At 70.6% G+C, this 16,280-nt stretch carries 10 protein-coding genes and 1 tRNA gene; 7 read left to right on the forward strand and 4 right to left on the reverse strand.

From position 1 onward, the window contains the following. Nucleotides 1-63 precede the first annotated feature (63 nt). From MXD60_RS24140 to MXD60_RS24150, 3 genes are all read right to left on the reverse strand, one after another. A tRNA-Gly gene (locus MXD60_RS24140) sits at nucleotides 64-134 on the reverse strand. A 99-nt stretch (nucleotides 135-233) separates the two neighbouring features. Further along, entirely contained in the window at nucleotides 234-2,672 is a 2,439-nt protein-coding gene (locus tag MXD60_RS24145; protein ID WP_248821638.1) for a glycoside hydrolase family 65 protein, read from the reverse strand. After that, nucleotides 2,669-3,439, reverse strand: a complete 771-nt coding sequence (locus MXD60_RS24150; protein ID WP_248821639.1) for a beta-phosphoglucomutase family hydrolase — start codon at nucleotides 3,437-3,439, stop codon at nucleotides 2,669-2,671. Before MXD60_RS24150 ends, MXD60_RS24145 begins: the two co-directional genes overlap by 4 nt. Before the next feature lie 218 nt (nucleotides 3,440-3,657). On the opposite strand from MXD60_RS24150, the gene dcd reads away from it, so the two are divergent. Further along, on the forward strand, nucleotides 3,658-4,254 hold the full coding sequence (dcd, locus tag MXD60_RS24155) for a dCTP deaminase (protein ID WP_248821647.1): 597 nt from the start codon (nucleotides 3,658-3,660) through the stop codon (nucleotides 4,252-4,254). A gap of 149 nt (nucleotides 4,255-4,403) precedes the next feature. Here the strand turns inward: dcd and MXD60_RS24160 are convergent, their stop codons facing one another. Continuing rightward, nucleotides 4,404-6,617: a (Fe-S)-binding protein gene (locus MXD60_RS24160; RefSeq protein WP_248821640.1), complete on the reverse strand. Its 2,214-nt coding sequence runs from the start codon at nucleotides 6,615-6,617 to the stop codon at nucleotides 4,404-4,406. Between the two features lie 614 nt (nucleotides 6,618-7,231). Between MXD60_RS24160 and MXD60_RS24165 the strand changes: the two genes are divergently transcribed. The 6 genes from MXD60_RS24165 (at nucleotide 7,232) to clpB (ending at nucleotide 16,165) form a co-directional block, all read left to right on the forward strand. Continuing rightward, nucleotides 7,232-8,470 carry a nuclease-related domain-containing protein gene (locus MXD60_RS24165; RefSeq protein WP_248821641.1) on the forward strand — a complete coding sequence of 413 codons (1,239 nt, stop codon included), beginning with the start codon at nucleotides 7,232-7,234 and terminating at the stop codon, nucleotides 8,468-8,470. A gap of 397 nt (nucleotides 8,471-8,867) precedes the next feature. After that, on the forward strand, nucleotides 8,868-10,697 hold the full coding sequence (gene dnaK / locus MXD60_RS24170) for a molecular chaperone DnaK (RefSeq protein ID WP_248821642.1): 1,830 nt from the start codon (nucleotides 8,868-8,870) through the stop codon (nucleotides 10,695-10,697). Nucleotides 10,698-10,753: 56 nt separating this feature from the next. Continuing rightward, entirely contained in the window at nucleotides 10,754-11,464 is a 711-nt protein-coding gene (grpE, locus tag MXD60_RS24175) for a nucleotide exchange factor GrpE (RefSeq protein ID WP_308222587.1), read from the forward strand. Nucleotides 11,465-11,580: 116 nt separating this feature from the next. Next, a complete protein-coding gene (gene dnaJ, locus MXD60_RS24180) occupies nucleotides 11,581-12,777 on the forward strand; it encodes a molecular chaperone DnaJ (protein ID WP_248821644.1) in 1,197 nt (398 codons plus the stop codon). Then, nucleotides 12,774-13,340 carry a heat shock protein transcriptional repressor HspR gene (locus tag MXD60_RS24185; RefSeq protein ID WP_248821645.1) on the forward strand — a complete coding sequence of 189 codons (567 nt, stop codon included), beginning with the start codon at nucleotides 12,774-12,776 and terminating at the stop codon, nucleotides 13,338-13,340. Before dnaJ ends, MXD60_RS24185 begins: the two co-directional genes overlap by 4 nt. Before the next feature lie 206 nt (nucleotides 13,341-13,546). Then, complete coding sequence (clpB, locus tag MXD60_RS24190; protein WP_248821646.1) at nucleotides 13,547-16,165, forward strand: ATP-dependent chaperone ClpB; 2,619 nt, start codon at nucleotides 13,547-13,549, stop codon at nucleotides 16,163-16,165. Nucleotides 16,166-16,280: the final 115 nt, after the last annotated feature.

The following is a 16,280-nucleotide window of genomic DNA, read 5'->3' on the forward strand; positions in this document are numbered from 1 at the left end:
CACCCGATGACCATGATCGGCGCTTCCCGACCCATAACGCCTGGTCAGAAGCCTTAACAAGGGAGCGGGCGACGGGAATCGAACCCGCGTTGCAAGCTTGGGAAGCTCGTGTTCTGCCTCTGAACTACGCCCGCATGATGCCTTCGCATCGTACCGGATGGCGTGGGCCGCGCGACGGGACGGGGGCGGGTGGCTCGTCGTCCCGTCGCGCGTGTTCGGCTCACACCCGGCGGTCAGCCGTCCACGTCGGCTCGGTGGCTCTGTGACGTGCTGGCCGAGGCACCGGAGCCCGCGGCGGCGGCCCGCTTGTCGCCGGGGTCCGGCGGGCGCAGGAAGCTGCCGGGAGCGCGTCCCGCGGGCTGCTTGGGTCGGTCCAGCACCTGCGCCGCGGGGACGTCCACGCTGACCGGCTCGTTCGGCTTGACCCGCACGGTCCTGCCGTGGTGGAGCAGGGTCATCGCCGGTCCGGCCGAGATGGTGTAGGTGGCGGTCGCGTCGGACACCTCGACCCGCAGGCTGCGGCCGCGTACCCGCAGGCCGAAGGCGAGCCGGGTGAGGCCCTCGGGCAGGCGCGGGGAGAAGGCGAGGACCTCTCCGCCGTCGCGCAGGCCACCGAAGCCCTCCACCAGGGCGATCCACGCGCCCGCGAGGGAGGCGATGTGCAGGCCGTCGCCGGTGTTGTGCTCGATGTCGCGCAGGTCCATCAGCGCGGCTTCGCGCAGGTAGTCGTGCGCGAGCGACAGGTGTCCGCACTCGGCGGCGAGCACCGCCTGGCAGCACGCGGACAGCGACGAGTCGCGGACCGTCAACGCCTCGTAGTAGGCGAAGTTGCGGATCTTCTCGTCGTGGGTGAACGCGTCGCCGCAGCGCTGCATCGCGAGCACCAGGTCCGCCTGCTTGACGACCTGCTTGCGGTACAGGTCGAAGTAGGGGAAGTGCAGCAGCAGCGGGTACTGCACTGTCGTCGTCCCCTCGAAGTCCCACATCTGGTGGTCGGTGAAGCCCTCGGACTGCGGGTGGACGCCGAGGTGCGGGTCGTACGGGATGAACATGTCCTCGGCGGCGTCCCGCCAGCTCGCGGTGACCTCGGCGTCGACGCCGAGTTCGGCGGCCCGGTCAGGATGGCGGCGGGCCGCAGCCACGGCGGCGCGCAGGTTCCGCTGCGCCATCAGGTTCGTGTACACGTTGTTGTCGGCGATGGCCGAGTACTCGTCGGGGCCGGTGACGCCGTCAATGCGGAACCGGCCGTCGAGGTCGTGGTGGCCCAGGGACCGCCACAGCCGGGCGGTTTCGACGAGCAGCTCCAGGCCGACCTCGCGTTCGAACCGCTCGTCCTCGGTGACGTTGATGTAGCGGGCGACGGCGTCCGCGATGTCGGCGTTGATGTGGAACGCGGCGGTGCCCGCCGGCCAGTACCCGGAGCACTCCTCGCCGTGGATCGTCCGCCAGGGGAAGGCGGCGCCCTTCAGGTTGAACAGCTCGGCGCGCTCGCGGGCCATCGGCAGGGTCGCGTGCCGCCACAGCAGCGCGTCACGAGCCGCCTCGGCCGCGGTGTAGGTCAGCACCGGCAGGACGTAGGTCTCGGAGTCCCAGAAGGCGTGCCCGTCGTAGCCCGGCCCGGTCAGACCCTTCGCCGCGATGGCGCGGCGCTCGGCCCGCGCCCCGGCCTGCAGGACGTGGAACAGCGCGAACCGGACCGCCTGCTGCACCTCCGGGTCGCCGTCGACCTCGACGTCGGCGCGCTGCCAGAAGTCGTCGAGGTACTCCTTCTGCTCACGGACCAGCCCACCCCAGCCGGTCTGGCGGGCGGCGACGAGCGCGGCGGCGGCCTGGTCACGCAGCGCCGGCAGGGACCGCTGCTCCGACCAGCCGTAGGCCAGCCACTTCACCATCCGCAGTTTCTCGCCAGGCTGCAGCACGACCGTGGCCGTGACCCGGCCGGCGTCCGGCTCGCTCTCCGAGTACACCGCCATCGAGTCCGGGCCCTCGAAATGGTGGTCCATGGCGGCGGCGACCCGGATCTGGCTGTGCCGGGTGATGTGGACCGTCTCGACCTTGCTGGCCGCCGCGCGGTCGAACTCGGGCTGCAACGGCGATTCCAGCACGGCGGCGGCCCGCGGGTCGCCGATCCGCACCGGGAGCTGCTCGTTCGCGACCAGCTCCGACTGGATCACCACCCGGGCCGGGGCACCGATCGCCTCGACCTCGTAGTAGAAGGCGGCGATGGAGCGCTGGGAGAACGACACCAGCCGTTCGGTATGCACCCGGATCGCCTGCCCCGCCGGCGAGACCCATTCCACGTCCCGGCGCAGCACACCCTCGCGGAAATCAATCGCCCGCTCGTGCGAACGCAGTTCCCCGTACCGGATGTCGAAGGGCTCGTCGTCGACCAGCAGCCGGATGAGCTTCCCATTGGTGACGTTGATGACCGTCTGCCCGGACTCCGGATAGCCGTAACCGGCCTCGGCGTACGGCAGCGGTCGTAGTTCGTGCACGGAGTTCAGGTAGGTCCCCGGCAGGCCGTGCGGGTCCCCCTCGTCGAGGTTCCCGCGCAGGCCGACGTGACCGTTCGAGAGCGCGAACAGCGACTCGGACCGGCCGAGGTCGTCGGTGTCGACGCCGCACTCCCGCAGCATCCATGGGTCGATCTGGTAGGTCGGCTTGTCGCTCATGCCTGGCCGCGCCCGGGACCGCTCGACGCGAGCAGCTCGGCCAGATCCTGGACCACGGTGTCCGCGCCGTGCGCGCGCAGCCCGTCGGCGTGTTCCGAGCCGAGCCGGTTGACGCCCACCACGAAGCCGAACTCGCCGGCCTGGCCGGCCTGCACCCCGGCCAGCGCGTCCTCGAACACCGCGGCCCGGGCGGCGGGCACGCCGAGCAGCCGCGCCCCGGCGAGGAAGGTGTCCGGCGCCGGCTTGCCCGCCAGCTTCTCCCGGGCGGCGGTCTGCCCGTCGACGACCGTGTCGATCAGCTTGTCCAGGCCGGTGACCCGCAGCACCTCGGCGGCGTTCGCGCTGGACGAGACGACGGCCCGGGGCAGGTTACGGTCGACGAGTTCGTGGAGGTAGGTCACGGAGCCCTGGTAGACCTCGACGCCGTCCTCGGCGATCCGCTTCTGGACCAGCAGGTTCTTGCGGGTCCCGAGGGCGTTGACGGTGAGGGCGGACGGCGGGTCGTCCGGGGTGCCCACGGGAATGCGGATGTGCCGGGAGTCGAGAAAGGCACGGACCCCGTCGGCGCGCGGAAGACCGTCGACGTACTCGGCGTAGTCCCGGTCGAGATCGAAGGGAACGAACGGCTCGCCGGAACGGCTGGCCCAGTTCTCCAGGAAGTCGTCGAACATTTCCTTCCACGCGGCCGCGTGGACCGTCGCCGTGTTCGTCAGCACGCCATCGAGGTCGAACAGGCATGCCTCGACGTGATCGGGTAGCCCGAGCATGGTTCTCCCGCCTGTGTCCGCCGTTCCCGTGTTCCGCCTCCGCCGGGTGCGCGCCATTGAGAGCGACGTGCCCCGCCCGGGCCTCTCGTCTCCCTACCCCTGTCACGCTACGTCCCAACTCAGGTAACGGGTGACCATGCGCGCACAGGCAGGTGACATCCGGATGGACACCGATCGGGCACGACGGCCGGGTCGGGTGCCATGACATGCTCGTACGCGTGCTGCTGTCCGACCGGGATATCCGGGCCGAGATCACCGCGGGCCGGGTCCGCCTCGATCCCCACGATCCGGGCCTGATCCAACCCTCCAGCGTCGACCTGCGGTTGGACCGCTGGTTCCGGGTCTTCGCCAACCACCGGTACAGCCACATCGACCCCGCGGTCGAGCAGGAGGACCTCACGGAGCTCATCGAACCGGACGGCGACGAACCGTTCGTGCTGCACCCGGGCGAGTTCGTGCTCGGCTCGACCCTGGAGATCATCACCCTGCCTGACGACCTGGCCGGCCGGCTGGAGGGCAAGTCAAGCCTGGGGCGCCTCGGCCTGCTGACGCACTCGACGGCGGGCTTCATCGATCCCGGCTTCTCCGGGCACGTCACGCTGGAGCTGTCGAACGTGGCGACCCTACCGATCAAGCTGTGGCCGGGGATGAAGATCGGCCAGCTCTGCCTGTTCCGGCTGTCCTCGCCGGCCGAGCACTCCTATGGCTCGGCCGTGTACGGCTCGCGCTATCAGGGCCAGCGCGGCCCGACGCCGTCGCGCGCGTACCGGGACTTCACCCGCTGGCCCGTCCCCGGCGGCCCTGACCCCGGCTGACCCCCGCGAAAACGGCGACGGCCCGAAGCGGATACGCGCGGGTGGCGCATCGACTTCGGGCCGCTTCCGTAGGGTTCCGGGTCCGATTTGCCCCTGCAGAAGCGGCCCGCATCCCCGCTCCCACGCAGGCGGGAGCGGGGGGCGGCTCGCTAGGCCACCGGCTCGGCGGGCGCCGGCTCGGCGGGGGTTGCCGGCGCGAGGGACCGGGCGAGCAGCTGGGACACGTCGAGCACCTCGACGCTGTCCTTCGCCTCACCGGCGAGCTTCTTCTCGGTCACCGCGTCGGTGAGCATCACGATGCAGAACGGGCAGGCCGTGGACACGACGTCCGGGTCGAGGCCGAGGGCCTCCTCCATCCGGTCGACGTTGACCCGCTTGCCGATCTTCTCTTCCATCCACATCCGCGCGCCGCCGGCGCCGCAGCAGAAGCCGCGTTCCTTGCAGCGATGCATTTCCTGCCCACGGAGGCCGGGGATGGCCTCGAGAATCTCCCGGGGCGGCGTGTAGACCTTGTTGTGCCGGCCGAGGAAGCACGGGTCGTGGTAGGTCACCGACGACTCGATCGGCGTCACCGGCACCAGCTTGCGTTCCTCGACGAGCTTGCCGAGCAGCTGGGTGTGGTGGACGACCTCGTAGGTCCCGCCGAGTGCGGAGTACTCGCGGGCGAGGCTGTTGAAGCAGTGCGGGCAGGTCGCGACGATCTTCTTGACCTTGGCCGCGTTCAGGATCTCGATGTTCGCCTTGGCGATCTCCTGGTAGAGGTACTCGTTGCCGAGCCGGCGAGCCGGATCACCGGTGCAGGACTCGTTCGTGCCGAGGATGGCGAACTCGACGCCCGCGGTGTGCAGCAGTTCGGCGAAGGCCCGGGCGACCTTCTTGGCCCGGTCCTCGATCGCGCCCGCGCAGCCGACCCAGTACAGGTACTCGACGTCGTCGGGGATCTCCTCGCCGTCGTCGAGGACGCGGACCTCGAACGGCAGGCCCTGGGTCCACTCGGTCCGGGTGCGCTGCGAGACGCCCCAGGGGTTGCCGTTGTTCTCCAGGTTGCGCAGCATCACGCCGGCTTCGGACGGGAACGCCGACTCGATCATCACCTGGTAGCGGCGCATGTCGACGATGTGGTCGACGTGCTCGATGTCCACCGGGCACTGCTCCACGCAGGCCCCGCAGTTGGTGCAGGACCACAGCACGTCGGGGTCGATGACCCCGCCCTCCTCCGCGGTGCCGACGAGCGGGCGGTCGACCTGCGGCTGGCCCGGCTGCGGCACCCGACCGAACCCGGACTCGGGCACGCCGTGGTGGCCGTGACCGGCGTTCTCCTCCACCCCGGTGACCGCCTTCGGCGCCTCGTCCCCCTCGCCCTCGCCGGCACCCCTGGTGGCCAGCAGGTAGGGAGCCTTGGCGAAGAGGTGGTCACGAAGATCCATGATGAGCAGCTTCGGCGACAGCGGCTTGCCGGTGTTCCAGGCCGGGCACTGGCTCTGGCAACGCCCGCACTCGGTGCAGGTGGCGAAGTCGAGCATCGCCTTCCAGGAGAAGTCCTCGACCTTGCCGACGCCGACGACCGGCTCCTCCTCCTCCATCAGCTTCTCGATGTCGGGGGTGGTGGCCAGCGGGCCGAGCGCGACGGGCTCGCGCTTGAGGATGACGTTGATCGGCGCGAGGCCGATGTGCAGGTGCTTCGAGTACACCACCAGCACCGAGAAGCCCATGATCACTGCGATGTTGAGCAGCAGGAACGCGGTTTCGATGTTCTCGTTGGCGTCGTGCGAGAGGCCGGAGAAGATGCGGCTGACGGCGTACGAGGCGAAGGCCCACTTCGTCTGGCCCTGCGGCAGGTTGCCCGTGTTCCACTGGGCGCCGCGGTAGATCAGCAGGGTCCCGACCACAGCGGTGATCAGGCCGAGGATGACCCACGCGGGACCGGTGTGGGACCCGTAGAAGCGGGATTTGCGCTCCAGCCGGGCCGGTGCGTTCCGGATCCGGATGACGGTGAAGGCCGCCAGGCCGGCGAGCACCGCGACGGCGAAGAAGTCCTCCAGGAAGCCGATGGCCGCCCAGTGGCCGAACAGCGGAATGTGGAAGTCGTCGTCGAACAGGCCGCCATACGCCTCGATGACGGTGAGCAGCAGGATCGTGAAGCCCCAGAAGGTGAAGAAGTGGGCCAGCCCGGGGGCCGACCACTTCAGCAGCTTGCGCTGGCCACCGACCTCACTGATCTCGGTCCAGATCCGGCTCGGCAGGTCGTCCAGCCGACCCTCGGCCGGCTGACCCGACCGGATCAACCGGAAGAGCCAGAAGACCCGGCGGCCGGCAACCGCGAGAGCGATCAGCGTGATCGCTCCACCGATCGCAATTCTCACAGCATCCTCCATCTGGACCCACCACCTGGGGCGAGCCTACTCGTACTGGCTAGTAACAAAGGGTGCGAGTGAGTTGCGCCACCCAGTGCCGTACCTCGTCTGTATTCGCCGTTCGCATGCGCCAGACGCCCGCCGGATCGACCTCGACGCCGCCGCCACGCTCACCCGAAGGCGAACAGCGGGCAACCCCGGGACCCCGACCGGACGCCCCTCACCCTCGACCCTGCCACGACGTGGTCCGAGCGGCCTGACATAGGGGGTCCGAAGGTCCGATCACCCGCACGAGGCAGCCGCGACTGCTACTTTCAGTGGCAGACACCCAACCGACGCGCAACGCCGCGCACCGTCACGACTACCGCGATGTGCCCGCACCGCCCGTCCGCGCTGCCCGCGGCGAAGCCACCTCGTCGATGATGTCAAGCCTTGTGCTACAAGGGCAATCGACGCACCATGGGGTCGGCCTTTCGCCCGCGGTAACCGGGCGATCGAACACTCCCGCGGTGCTGGTTCGGCGAGCAGCGCGGGCCCGGTGCCAGCGCTGTCGCGACGATGCCCGGCGTTCCCGGCGGACGGGCCCTACCCACGTTGACGACCCTGCGAGCATGGTGGGCACGATGGCGACGATCACCCGGCCGACGATGACCCGAGTCGGCCGTCCTGGACACTCCCTGCAGACCGAGTACCAGCGGGCCCGGGAGAACCAGGCGCTGGTCCGGCGCGACCGGCTGGCCCGGCAGGTGCCCCGCATCGCGGTGCGCGCGGCGGTGGTCGGGCTCGTCCTCGCCCTTGTGATCGCCTTCGGGCTCGGCCAGCCCGCCGTCGCGATCGCCGTCTTCTTCGTGGTGTTCCTGGCCTGGCCGGCCGGCATCGTCGCGGCGTCGTTCGGCACCGCTCCGGACATCGAGTTCCTGCGGGAGGGCGCCGAGGCCGAGCGGAAGACGGCCAAGGCCATCGCCCGCCTGCGCCGCCACGGCTACCTCATCCTCCACGACCGGGCGGTGCCGTACTCCGAGGCGACCATCGGCCATCTGCTGGTCGGGCCGGGCGGGGTGATGGTGCTCGGCAGCGACAACAGCAAGGGCACGGTCCGGTACACCAAGGGCGGCGCGGTCTGTGACGGCGAGTCGCTCAAGCCCGTCATCGACCGGGCGTCGTGGCTCGGCGGTGAGGTCCGCAACCAGGTCCGTGCCGCGCTGCCGATGCTCAAGATCCCGGTCATTCCCGTGCTGGTGATGGTCGAGGCCAACGTGCTGTGGAGCGACGGCGCGCTGGACGGCGTGACGATCATCAGCATCAAGGACGCCGCCAACTTCATCCGGAAGAAGCCTGGCCGCCTCAACCCGGGTGAGGTGCGCCAGATCATCGCCGCCTCGGAGCGCCTGTTCCCGGCCTACTCCGCCAACCGGCTCGCCGAGCAGGTCAGCGTCGACCGCGACCAGTGGCTGGCGTTGATGGACGCGCTGCGGACCATTCGCGAACGCGACGGCGACGCCAGCGAGCTGCTCGACCGCCTCGCCCAGATCGAGGCCGACCTCGGCCGGCAGGCCGACGTGGGCGCCCGAGCCGGCATGCCGCTGGCCGTCCCCGCGACCTCGGCGCCCGTCCCCGCGACGGCAGCGCCCGGCGGCGCGGCCGCAGCCCCCGAGCCGTCCGACGAGCCCCCGGCCGACGCCGGCCCGATCGCCTCGATCGGCCTGACCCCTGCCCCGGACGCCGTCGCCCGCCCGCGTCGCGGCCGCATCCTGGCTGCCGTGCGCCCACCGCGGGAGACCGCCGAACAGGCCGATTCCGGTGCTGCGAACGATGACCCGACAGACCCGCCGAAGGACGACCCGCCGGCCGCCGGAGCCTGACGCCCGCGAACCGCCCGCTTCAGGGCCGGCCGCAGACGGCAACCCACCGCTCCGCCCTCTTCGGGCGGTCACTCCGAGGCCACATTCCGATCACACTGTGTCACGTGACGTGAGCGCCTGCGTCATCTCGGTCGATGTGGTCCACCGGGATGCGCTGCAGCGGACGGAATCGGTTCGCCATCAATGAAGTTGAGTCTGAGTAACTCACGTCTGCGCGACGGTGCTGGAGTCGTCTCCTGAGTCAGGTAGACTCAACATATCGAGACGTCCTAGCGTTGGTGGCACCGACCTCCCGAGTGACCTCGGCGAGCCGGTCCCCACCGAGAGGTTCCATCCCCACAGGGTCGGCTCGCACGCACTCCTGGCGGCGCCGACATGGATCGAGAGGCACACAGACATGGCACGAGCGGTCGGCATCGACCTCGGCACCACGAACTCCGTCGTGAGCGTGCTCGAGGGCGGTGAACCCACGGTGATCGCCAACGCCGAGGGCTCCCGCACGACCCCGTCGGTCGTGGCCTTCGCGAAGAACGGCGAGGTCCTGGTCGGCGAGGTTGCCAAGCGTCAGGCGGTCACCAACGTCGAGCGCACCATCCGGTCGGTCAAGCGCCACATGGGCACCGACTGGAAGATGACGGTCGACGCGAAGGAGCTCACTCCGCAGGAGATCAGCGCCTTCATCCTGCAGAAGCTCAAGCGGGACGCCGAGTCCTACCTCGGCGAGCCGGTCGCGGACGCGGTCATCACGGTCCCGGCCTACTTCGACGACGCGCAGCGGCAGGCCACCACGGAGGCCGGCACGATCGCGGGCCTCAACGTCCTGCGGATCGTCAACGAGCCGACCGCGGCGGCGCTCGCCTACGGCCTGGACAAGGGTGAGAAGGAACAGACCATCCTGGTCTTCGACCTCGGTGGCGGCACCTTCGACGTCTCCCTGCTGGAGATCGGCGACGGTGTGGTCGAGGTCAAGTCGACCTCCGGCGACACCCAGCTCGGCGGTGACGACTGGGACCAGCGGGTCACCGATCACCTGATCAAGACCTTCAACGGTCAGCACGGGGTCGATCTCGGCAAGGACAAGATGGCGCTGCAGCGTCTGCGCGAGGCGGCCGAGAAGGCCAAGATCGAGCTTTCCCAGTCCAGCCAGACCACGATCAACCTGCCCTACATCACCGCGTCCGCCGAGGGCCCGCTACACCTCGACGTCTCGCTCTCCCGCGCCGAGTTCCAGCGGATGACCTCCGACCTCATCGACCGCTGCAAGCACCCCTTCCAGCAGGCCGTGAAGGACGCGAACATCAAGGTCAGCGACATCGACCACGTCGTGCTCGTCGGCGGTTCCACCCGGATGCCGGCCGTTGTCGACCTGGTCCGCGACCTCACCGGTGGCAAGGAGCCCAACAAGGGCGTCAACCCGGACGAGGTCGTCGCCGTCGGCGCCTCCCTGCAGGCCGGCGTGCTCAAGGGCGAGGTCAAGGACGTCCTGCTCCTCGACGTGACCCCGCTGTCGCTAGGCATCGAGACGAAGGGGGGAATCATGACCAAGCTCATCGAGCGGAACACCACGATTCCCACCAAGCGCTCGGAGATCTTCACCACCGCCGAGGACAGCCAGCCCTCCGTGCAGATCCAGGTCTTCCAGGGTGAGCGCGAGATGGCGGCGTACAACAAGAAGCTCGGCATGTTCGAGCTGACCGGCCTGCCGCCGGCTCCTCGTGGGCTTCCCCAGATCGAGGTCACCTTCGACATCGACGCGAACGGCATCGTGCACGTGTCCGCCAAGGACCTGGGCACGGGCAAGGAGCAGTCGATGACCATCACCGGCGGCTCCGCGCTGCCGCGCGACGACATCGACCGCATGGTGCGCGACGCGGAGCAGTACGCCGAGGAGGACCGTCAGCGCCGCGACGAGGCCGAGACCCGCAACAAGGCCGAGACCCTCGTCTACTCGACCGAGCGCTTCCTCGCCGAGAACGGCGACAAGATCGACGCCACGGTCAAGTCGGACGTGGAGGAGAAGCTCAGCACCCTGCGCGGCGCCGTGGGCGGCACCGACACGGCCGCCATCCGCGAGGCTGCCGATGCCCTGGCCGCGGCGAGCCAGGCGATGGGCCAGGCGATGTACGAGCAGGCGGCGCAGGAGGGTGCGGGCGCGCCCGGCGCCGGTGGCCCGGCCGAGGACGACGTGGTCGACGCCGAGATCGTGGACGAAGAGGACAAGAAGTGATCTCCGGCCAGACCGGTGAATGGTGGGGCGGTCAGGACGACGGGGAGGAGCCTCGGGTGGTCGTGCGCGACCGACGCCGGATCGACCCGGAAAGCGGTGAGGTCCGGCCGGATTCCGAACCCGCCGCGGGCGCGCCGGGAGCCGCCTCCGCCGCCGGGGCGCCAGGCCCGGGACCCGACGACGAGCTGGTCGAGTCGCTGCGGTTGCAGGTGAACGAACGTACGGCGGACCTGCAGCGGCTCAAGGCCGAGTTCGACAACTACCGCCGCCGGGTGGAACGCGATCGTCAGCAGATCGGCGAGCTGGCCACCGGCAAGGTGCTGGCCAGCCTCCTGTCGACCCTCGACGACATCGGTCGCGCCCGCGACCACGGTGATCTCGAGGGGCCGTTCAAGGCGATCGCCGAAGCGCTGGAGGCCGCCCTGGAGGCAGCCGGCCTGGAGCGGTACGGGGTCGCGGGGGACGAGTTCGACCCGTCGATCCACGAGGCCCTCATGCACTCGTACCGCTCGGACGTCAGCGGCCCGACGTGCGTGGATGTCTTCCGGGCCGGTTACCTGCACGCGGGCCGGGTCCTCCGGCCGGCGCAGGTGGTGGTGGCCGAGCCCACCGGCGAGTCGGCCGAGACCGAGTCGGTGACCGAGGAGCCGGCGCCCGACGAGTTCGCGCAGCCGGCCGAGCAGGCCGAGCGGCCCGGCGCGGTTCCGGACGACACCGGCAGCATCCCCGGCCCGGACAACGGCGGGCCCACTGTCAGCGCCGACTGAAGCCGGGGCCACGTCCGTGGCATTTCGTGGCTGGAATGTGACGGACGCAGCCGACCATCTCCTCGCCCGGGCTGCTGACCCGGGCGAGGCGACACAATGAGGGAAGGAGGGGCGCCGTGAGTGTTCGCGACATGGTCGAGAAGGACTATTACGCCGCTCTCGGCGTTCCGAAGGACGCTTCCGCGGCCGACATCAAGAAGTCGTACCGGAAGTTGGCGCGCGAGCTGCACCCGGACAAGAACCCCGGCGACGCGAAGGCGGAGGCCCGTTTCAAGGAGGTCTCCGAGGCCTACGACGTGCTGTCCGACGAGAGTCGGCGGCGGGAGTACGACGAGGCCCGGGCCCTGTTCGCGGCTGGCGGCGCACGCCCCGGCGGCCGGCCGGGAGGTTACGGGGGCTTCGGAGCTCCCGGTGGCTTCGGGGCGCCTGGCGCCGGTTACACCGGCGGCGGCCCCAACGTCAACTTCGAGGACCTGCTGGGCGGCTCGAACGGCGGGCTCGGCGGGTTCTTCGACATGTTCCAGCGCACCTCGCCTGGGCGTGGTCCTCGGCGAGGTGGCGACATCGAGGCCGAGGTCACGATTCCGTTCGAGAAGTCGCTGACCGGTCTGGAGGCCTCGGTCCGGCTGCCCGGTGCCGCGACCTGCACGACCTGCGAGGGCAGTGGTGCGCGGCCGGGCACCGCTCCGCGGACCTGCCCGACCTGCCGGGGGCTCGGCGTGGTCTCCCGCTCCCAGGGCGGATTTGCGCTGTCCGAGCCCTGCCGCGACTGCCTTGGCAAGGGCACCATGATCGACCACCCCTGCCCGGACTGCCGGGGGTCCGGCCGGCGCGAGCGCGAGCAGCGCATCCGCATCCCACCCGGCGTGCGGGACGGCCAGCGGCTTCGGGTGCGCGGCCGCGGCACACCCGGGGAGCGCGGCGGCCCCGCTGGTGACCTGGAGGTCACCGTCCACGTGCTGCGACACCCGATCTTCGATCGGGAGGGCAACAACCTGACCATCACGTTGCCCGTGACGATCACCGAGGCCGCTCTGGGCGCGTCGGTGCGCGTACCGACGCTCGATGGTGCTCCGCTCACGGTGAAGGTGCCCGCGGGAACCTCGAGCGGGCGGCGCCTTCGGGCCCGCGGGCGAGGGGTCCCGATCGGGGGCGGTGGCGGCCACGGCGACCTCATCGTGACCCTCGAGGTGACCGTGCCCAGGCCGGCGGATCTCTCGCCCCGTGCCCGCACGGCGTTGCTCGAATTCGCCCAGGCCCATCCCGAGGATCCCCGGGCGCCGTTGATGGAACGGATGGAGGCAGGGGAATGACCGCGCGTCCGACCCGTACGTCCGACCCGCCGCCCACGCCCCCCGCGCGCACGGCACCGGCGCGGCGGCACGGCGAGCCTGGTACGGCCGAGGCGGCAGCCTCGGCCCGGGAAGTCCGGCCGGAGGGCTACTTCCCGACCGGCCCGCTGCCGGGGCCCGCGCACGACGAGGACGCACCGGTCTATGTGATCTCCATAGCGGCGCAGCTTGCCGGGATGCACCCGCAGACCCTGCGCTCCTACGACCGGCTCGGGCTCGTGACGCCGGGCCGCACCGCTGGACGGGGGCGGCGTTACTCCGCCCGGGACGTCGCCCTGCTGCGCGAGGTCCAGCGGCTGTCGCAGGAGGAGGGCGTCAATCTCGAAGGGATCCGGCAGGTCCTGCGGCTCAGCGCTCAGGTGATGGCGCTGCAGGCACAGGTCCGCCAGCTCGCCGAGGAGCTCGCGAACGCCCGCGCCGACGCGGCCCGCCAGGTCGCCGAGGCGCACGCGAGTCATCGGCGGGATCTTGTGCCGATCGACCGCGGGGCAGTGGTGGTATGGCGACCACTGCCACGCCGCTGACCGCTTCCGCCGGCAGGGACGCCGGCCGCATCGCATCGCCCCGGGGGGCTTCTCCCGGCCCGGACGGGCCGCGGGAAGCCCCCTTCGCTGTTGGGCGGGTCGATTCCGGGCCGCCACCACAACCACGAGGTTGAGTTGGAACGACTCAGGTAAGATGAGCGTTGAAGAGGTTGACACCGAACTTCCCCGACCAGCTGGGATCCGCCATGAACGCAGAACGCCTCACCGCCCGCTCGCAGGAGGCCCTCTCCGCGGCGATCAGTCGAGCCACCGGGGACGGGTCGCCGCTCGTCGATCCACTCCACCTGCTGTCCGCGCTGCTCGAGGCTCCAGACGGGATCGGGGCGACCTTGCTCTCCTCGGTCGGCGCGTCGGTCGACGCGGTCCGCGGGAAGGCGGAGGCCGCCGTGTCCCGCCTGCCCCGGGCAACCGGTATGAGCGTCTCCGCGCCCCAGCTTTCCCGGCAGCTCATCTCCGTGCTCACCAACGCCGAGCGGCAGGCGGCCCGACTGGGCGACGAGTACACCTCCGTCGAGCATCTGATGGTGGCGCTGGCCGAGGAGGGCGGCGAGGCAGGTCACATCCTGATCGGCGCCGGGGCCTCCGCGGACACCCTGAGCGCCGCGTTCGACAAGGTCCGCGGCGGGGCCCGGCGGGTCACCAGCCGGGATCCCGAGGGCTCCTACCGCGCGCTGGAGAAGTACTCCGTAGACCTCACCGAGCGCGCCCAGCAGGGCAAGCTCGACCCCGTGATCGGTCGTGACCCCGAGATCCGCCGGGTGATCCAGGTGCTGTCCCGGCGGACCAAGAACAATCCGGTCCTCATCGGCGAGCCCGGCGTCGGCAAGACGGCGATCGTCGAGGGCCTCGCGCTGCGGGTCGTCGCGGGCGACGTGCCCGAGTCGCTGCGTGGCCGACGGATCGTCTCACTCGACCTCGGCTCGATGGTGGCCGGCTCCAAGCTGCGCGGGGAGTTCGAGGAGCGGCTGACCTCCGTCCTCAACGAGATCCGCGAGGCCGAGGGTCAGATCATCACCTTCATCGACGAACTGCACACGGTGGTCGGCGCCGGTGCCGCCGAGGGCGCGATGGACGCCGGCAACATGCTCAAGCCCATGCTGGCCCGCGGCGAGCTGCGCATGATCGGCGCGACCACCCTGGAGGAGTACCGCACCAGGATCGAGAAGGACCCTGCCCTGGAGCGCCGTTTCCAGCCGGTCCTGGTCGGAGAGCCGACCGTCGAGGACACCATCGGCATCCTGCGCGGCCTCAAGGAACGCTACGAGGTTCACCACGGTGTGCGGATCACCGACGCCGCCCTGGTCGCTGCGGCCACGCTGTCGGACCGCTACGTCACGGCGCGTTTCCTGCCGGACAAGGCGATCGATCTGATGGACGAGGCGGCCTCCCGGCTGCGGATGGAGATCGACAGTCGGCCGGTTGCCATCGACGAGCTCGAGCGGGCCGTTCGCCGGCTTGAGATCGAGGACATGGCGCTGTCCAAGGAGAACGACGAGGCGTCCCGGGAACGCCGGGGCCGGCTGCAGCGCGAGCTCGCCGACCGGCGTGAGGAGCTCGCCGGGCTGACCGCGCGCTGGCACCGGGAGAAGGACTCGATCTCCGAGGTTCAGAAGATCAAGGAGGAGCTGGAGAACGCGCGCCGGGCCGCGGAACTCGCCGAGCGCGACCTTGACCTGGCCAAGGCCGGCGAGCTGCGGTACGGCACCATTCCGACGCTGGAGAAGCGGCTCACCGCCGCGACCGACGCGCTGGTCGCGGACGACGCCCCCGGCGGAGCGATGCTCAACGAGGAGGTCGGCCCGGACGATGTCGCCGAGGTCGTCGCCGCCTGGACGGGCATTCCGGCTGGCCGGCTGCTCGAAGGCGAGACGGCGAAGCTGCTGCGGATGGAGTCCGAGCTGCACGCCCGGGTGATCGGGCAGGCCGATGCCGTGCGAGCCGTCTCCGACGCGGTGCGCCGGGCGCGGGCCGGCATCGCCGATCCTGACCGGCCCACCGGTTCGTTCCTCTTCCTCGGCCCGACCGGTGTCGGCAAGACCGAGCTCGCGAAGGCACTCGCCGACTTCCTGTTCGACGACGAGCGTGCGGTCGTGCGCATCGACATGAGCGAGTACGCCGAGAAGCACTCGGTCGCCCGACTGATCGGGGCGCCTCCCGGTTACATCGGTTTCGAGTCCGGCGGCCAGCTCACCGAGGCGGTCCGCCGCCGGCCCTACAGCGTGATCCTGCTCGACGAGGTCGAGAAGGCCCATCCCGACGTCTTCGACGTGCTGCTGCAGGTCCTCGACGACGGCCGCCTCACCGACGGACAGGGCCGGACGGTCGACTTCCGCAACACGATCCTCATCCTCACCTCGAACCTCGGATCGCAGTACATGGCCGACCCGACGCTCAGCCCCCAGGTGCGACGGGAATCGGTGATGGTCGCGGTGCGGGACGCCTTCAAGCCGGAGTTCCTCAACCGGCTCGACGACGTTCTGGTGTTCGACCAGCTCGGCCGGGAGGACCTGACCCACATCGTGGACCTACAGCTCGAGCGGCTGCGGAACCGTCTGCGGGATCGGCGGATCACCCTGAGCGTCACCGACGCGGCCAAGAGCTGGCTCTCGGACGTCGGCTACGACCCGGTCTTCGGCGCGCGGCCGTTGCGCCGGCTGGTGCAGACGGCGATCGGCGACCAGCTCGCGCGGGAACTGCTCGCCGGCCAGGTCCGCGACGGTGACGAGGTCCTGGTCGACGCCGCTCCGGACGGCCCCGGGCTGACGGTCTCCGTCGCGGCGGCAACGACCGCCAAGACGGTCTGAGCGTCCCGGGGGGGGGGGGGGGGGGGGCGCGGGGCCCCCCCCGGCTGGTTTCGCCGCCGAGGCCCAGGTGCTGGCCAAGCTGGACCATCCACACGTCGTGCGGGTCTACGACTAC

Origin of the sequence: Frankia sp. AgB32 (assembly GCF_023243045.1) — a bacterium.
Lineage (GTDB): Bacteria > Actinomycetota > Actinomycetes > Frankiales > Frankiaceae > Frankia.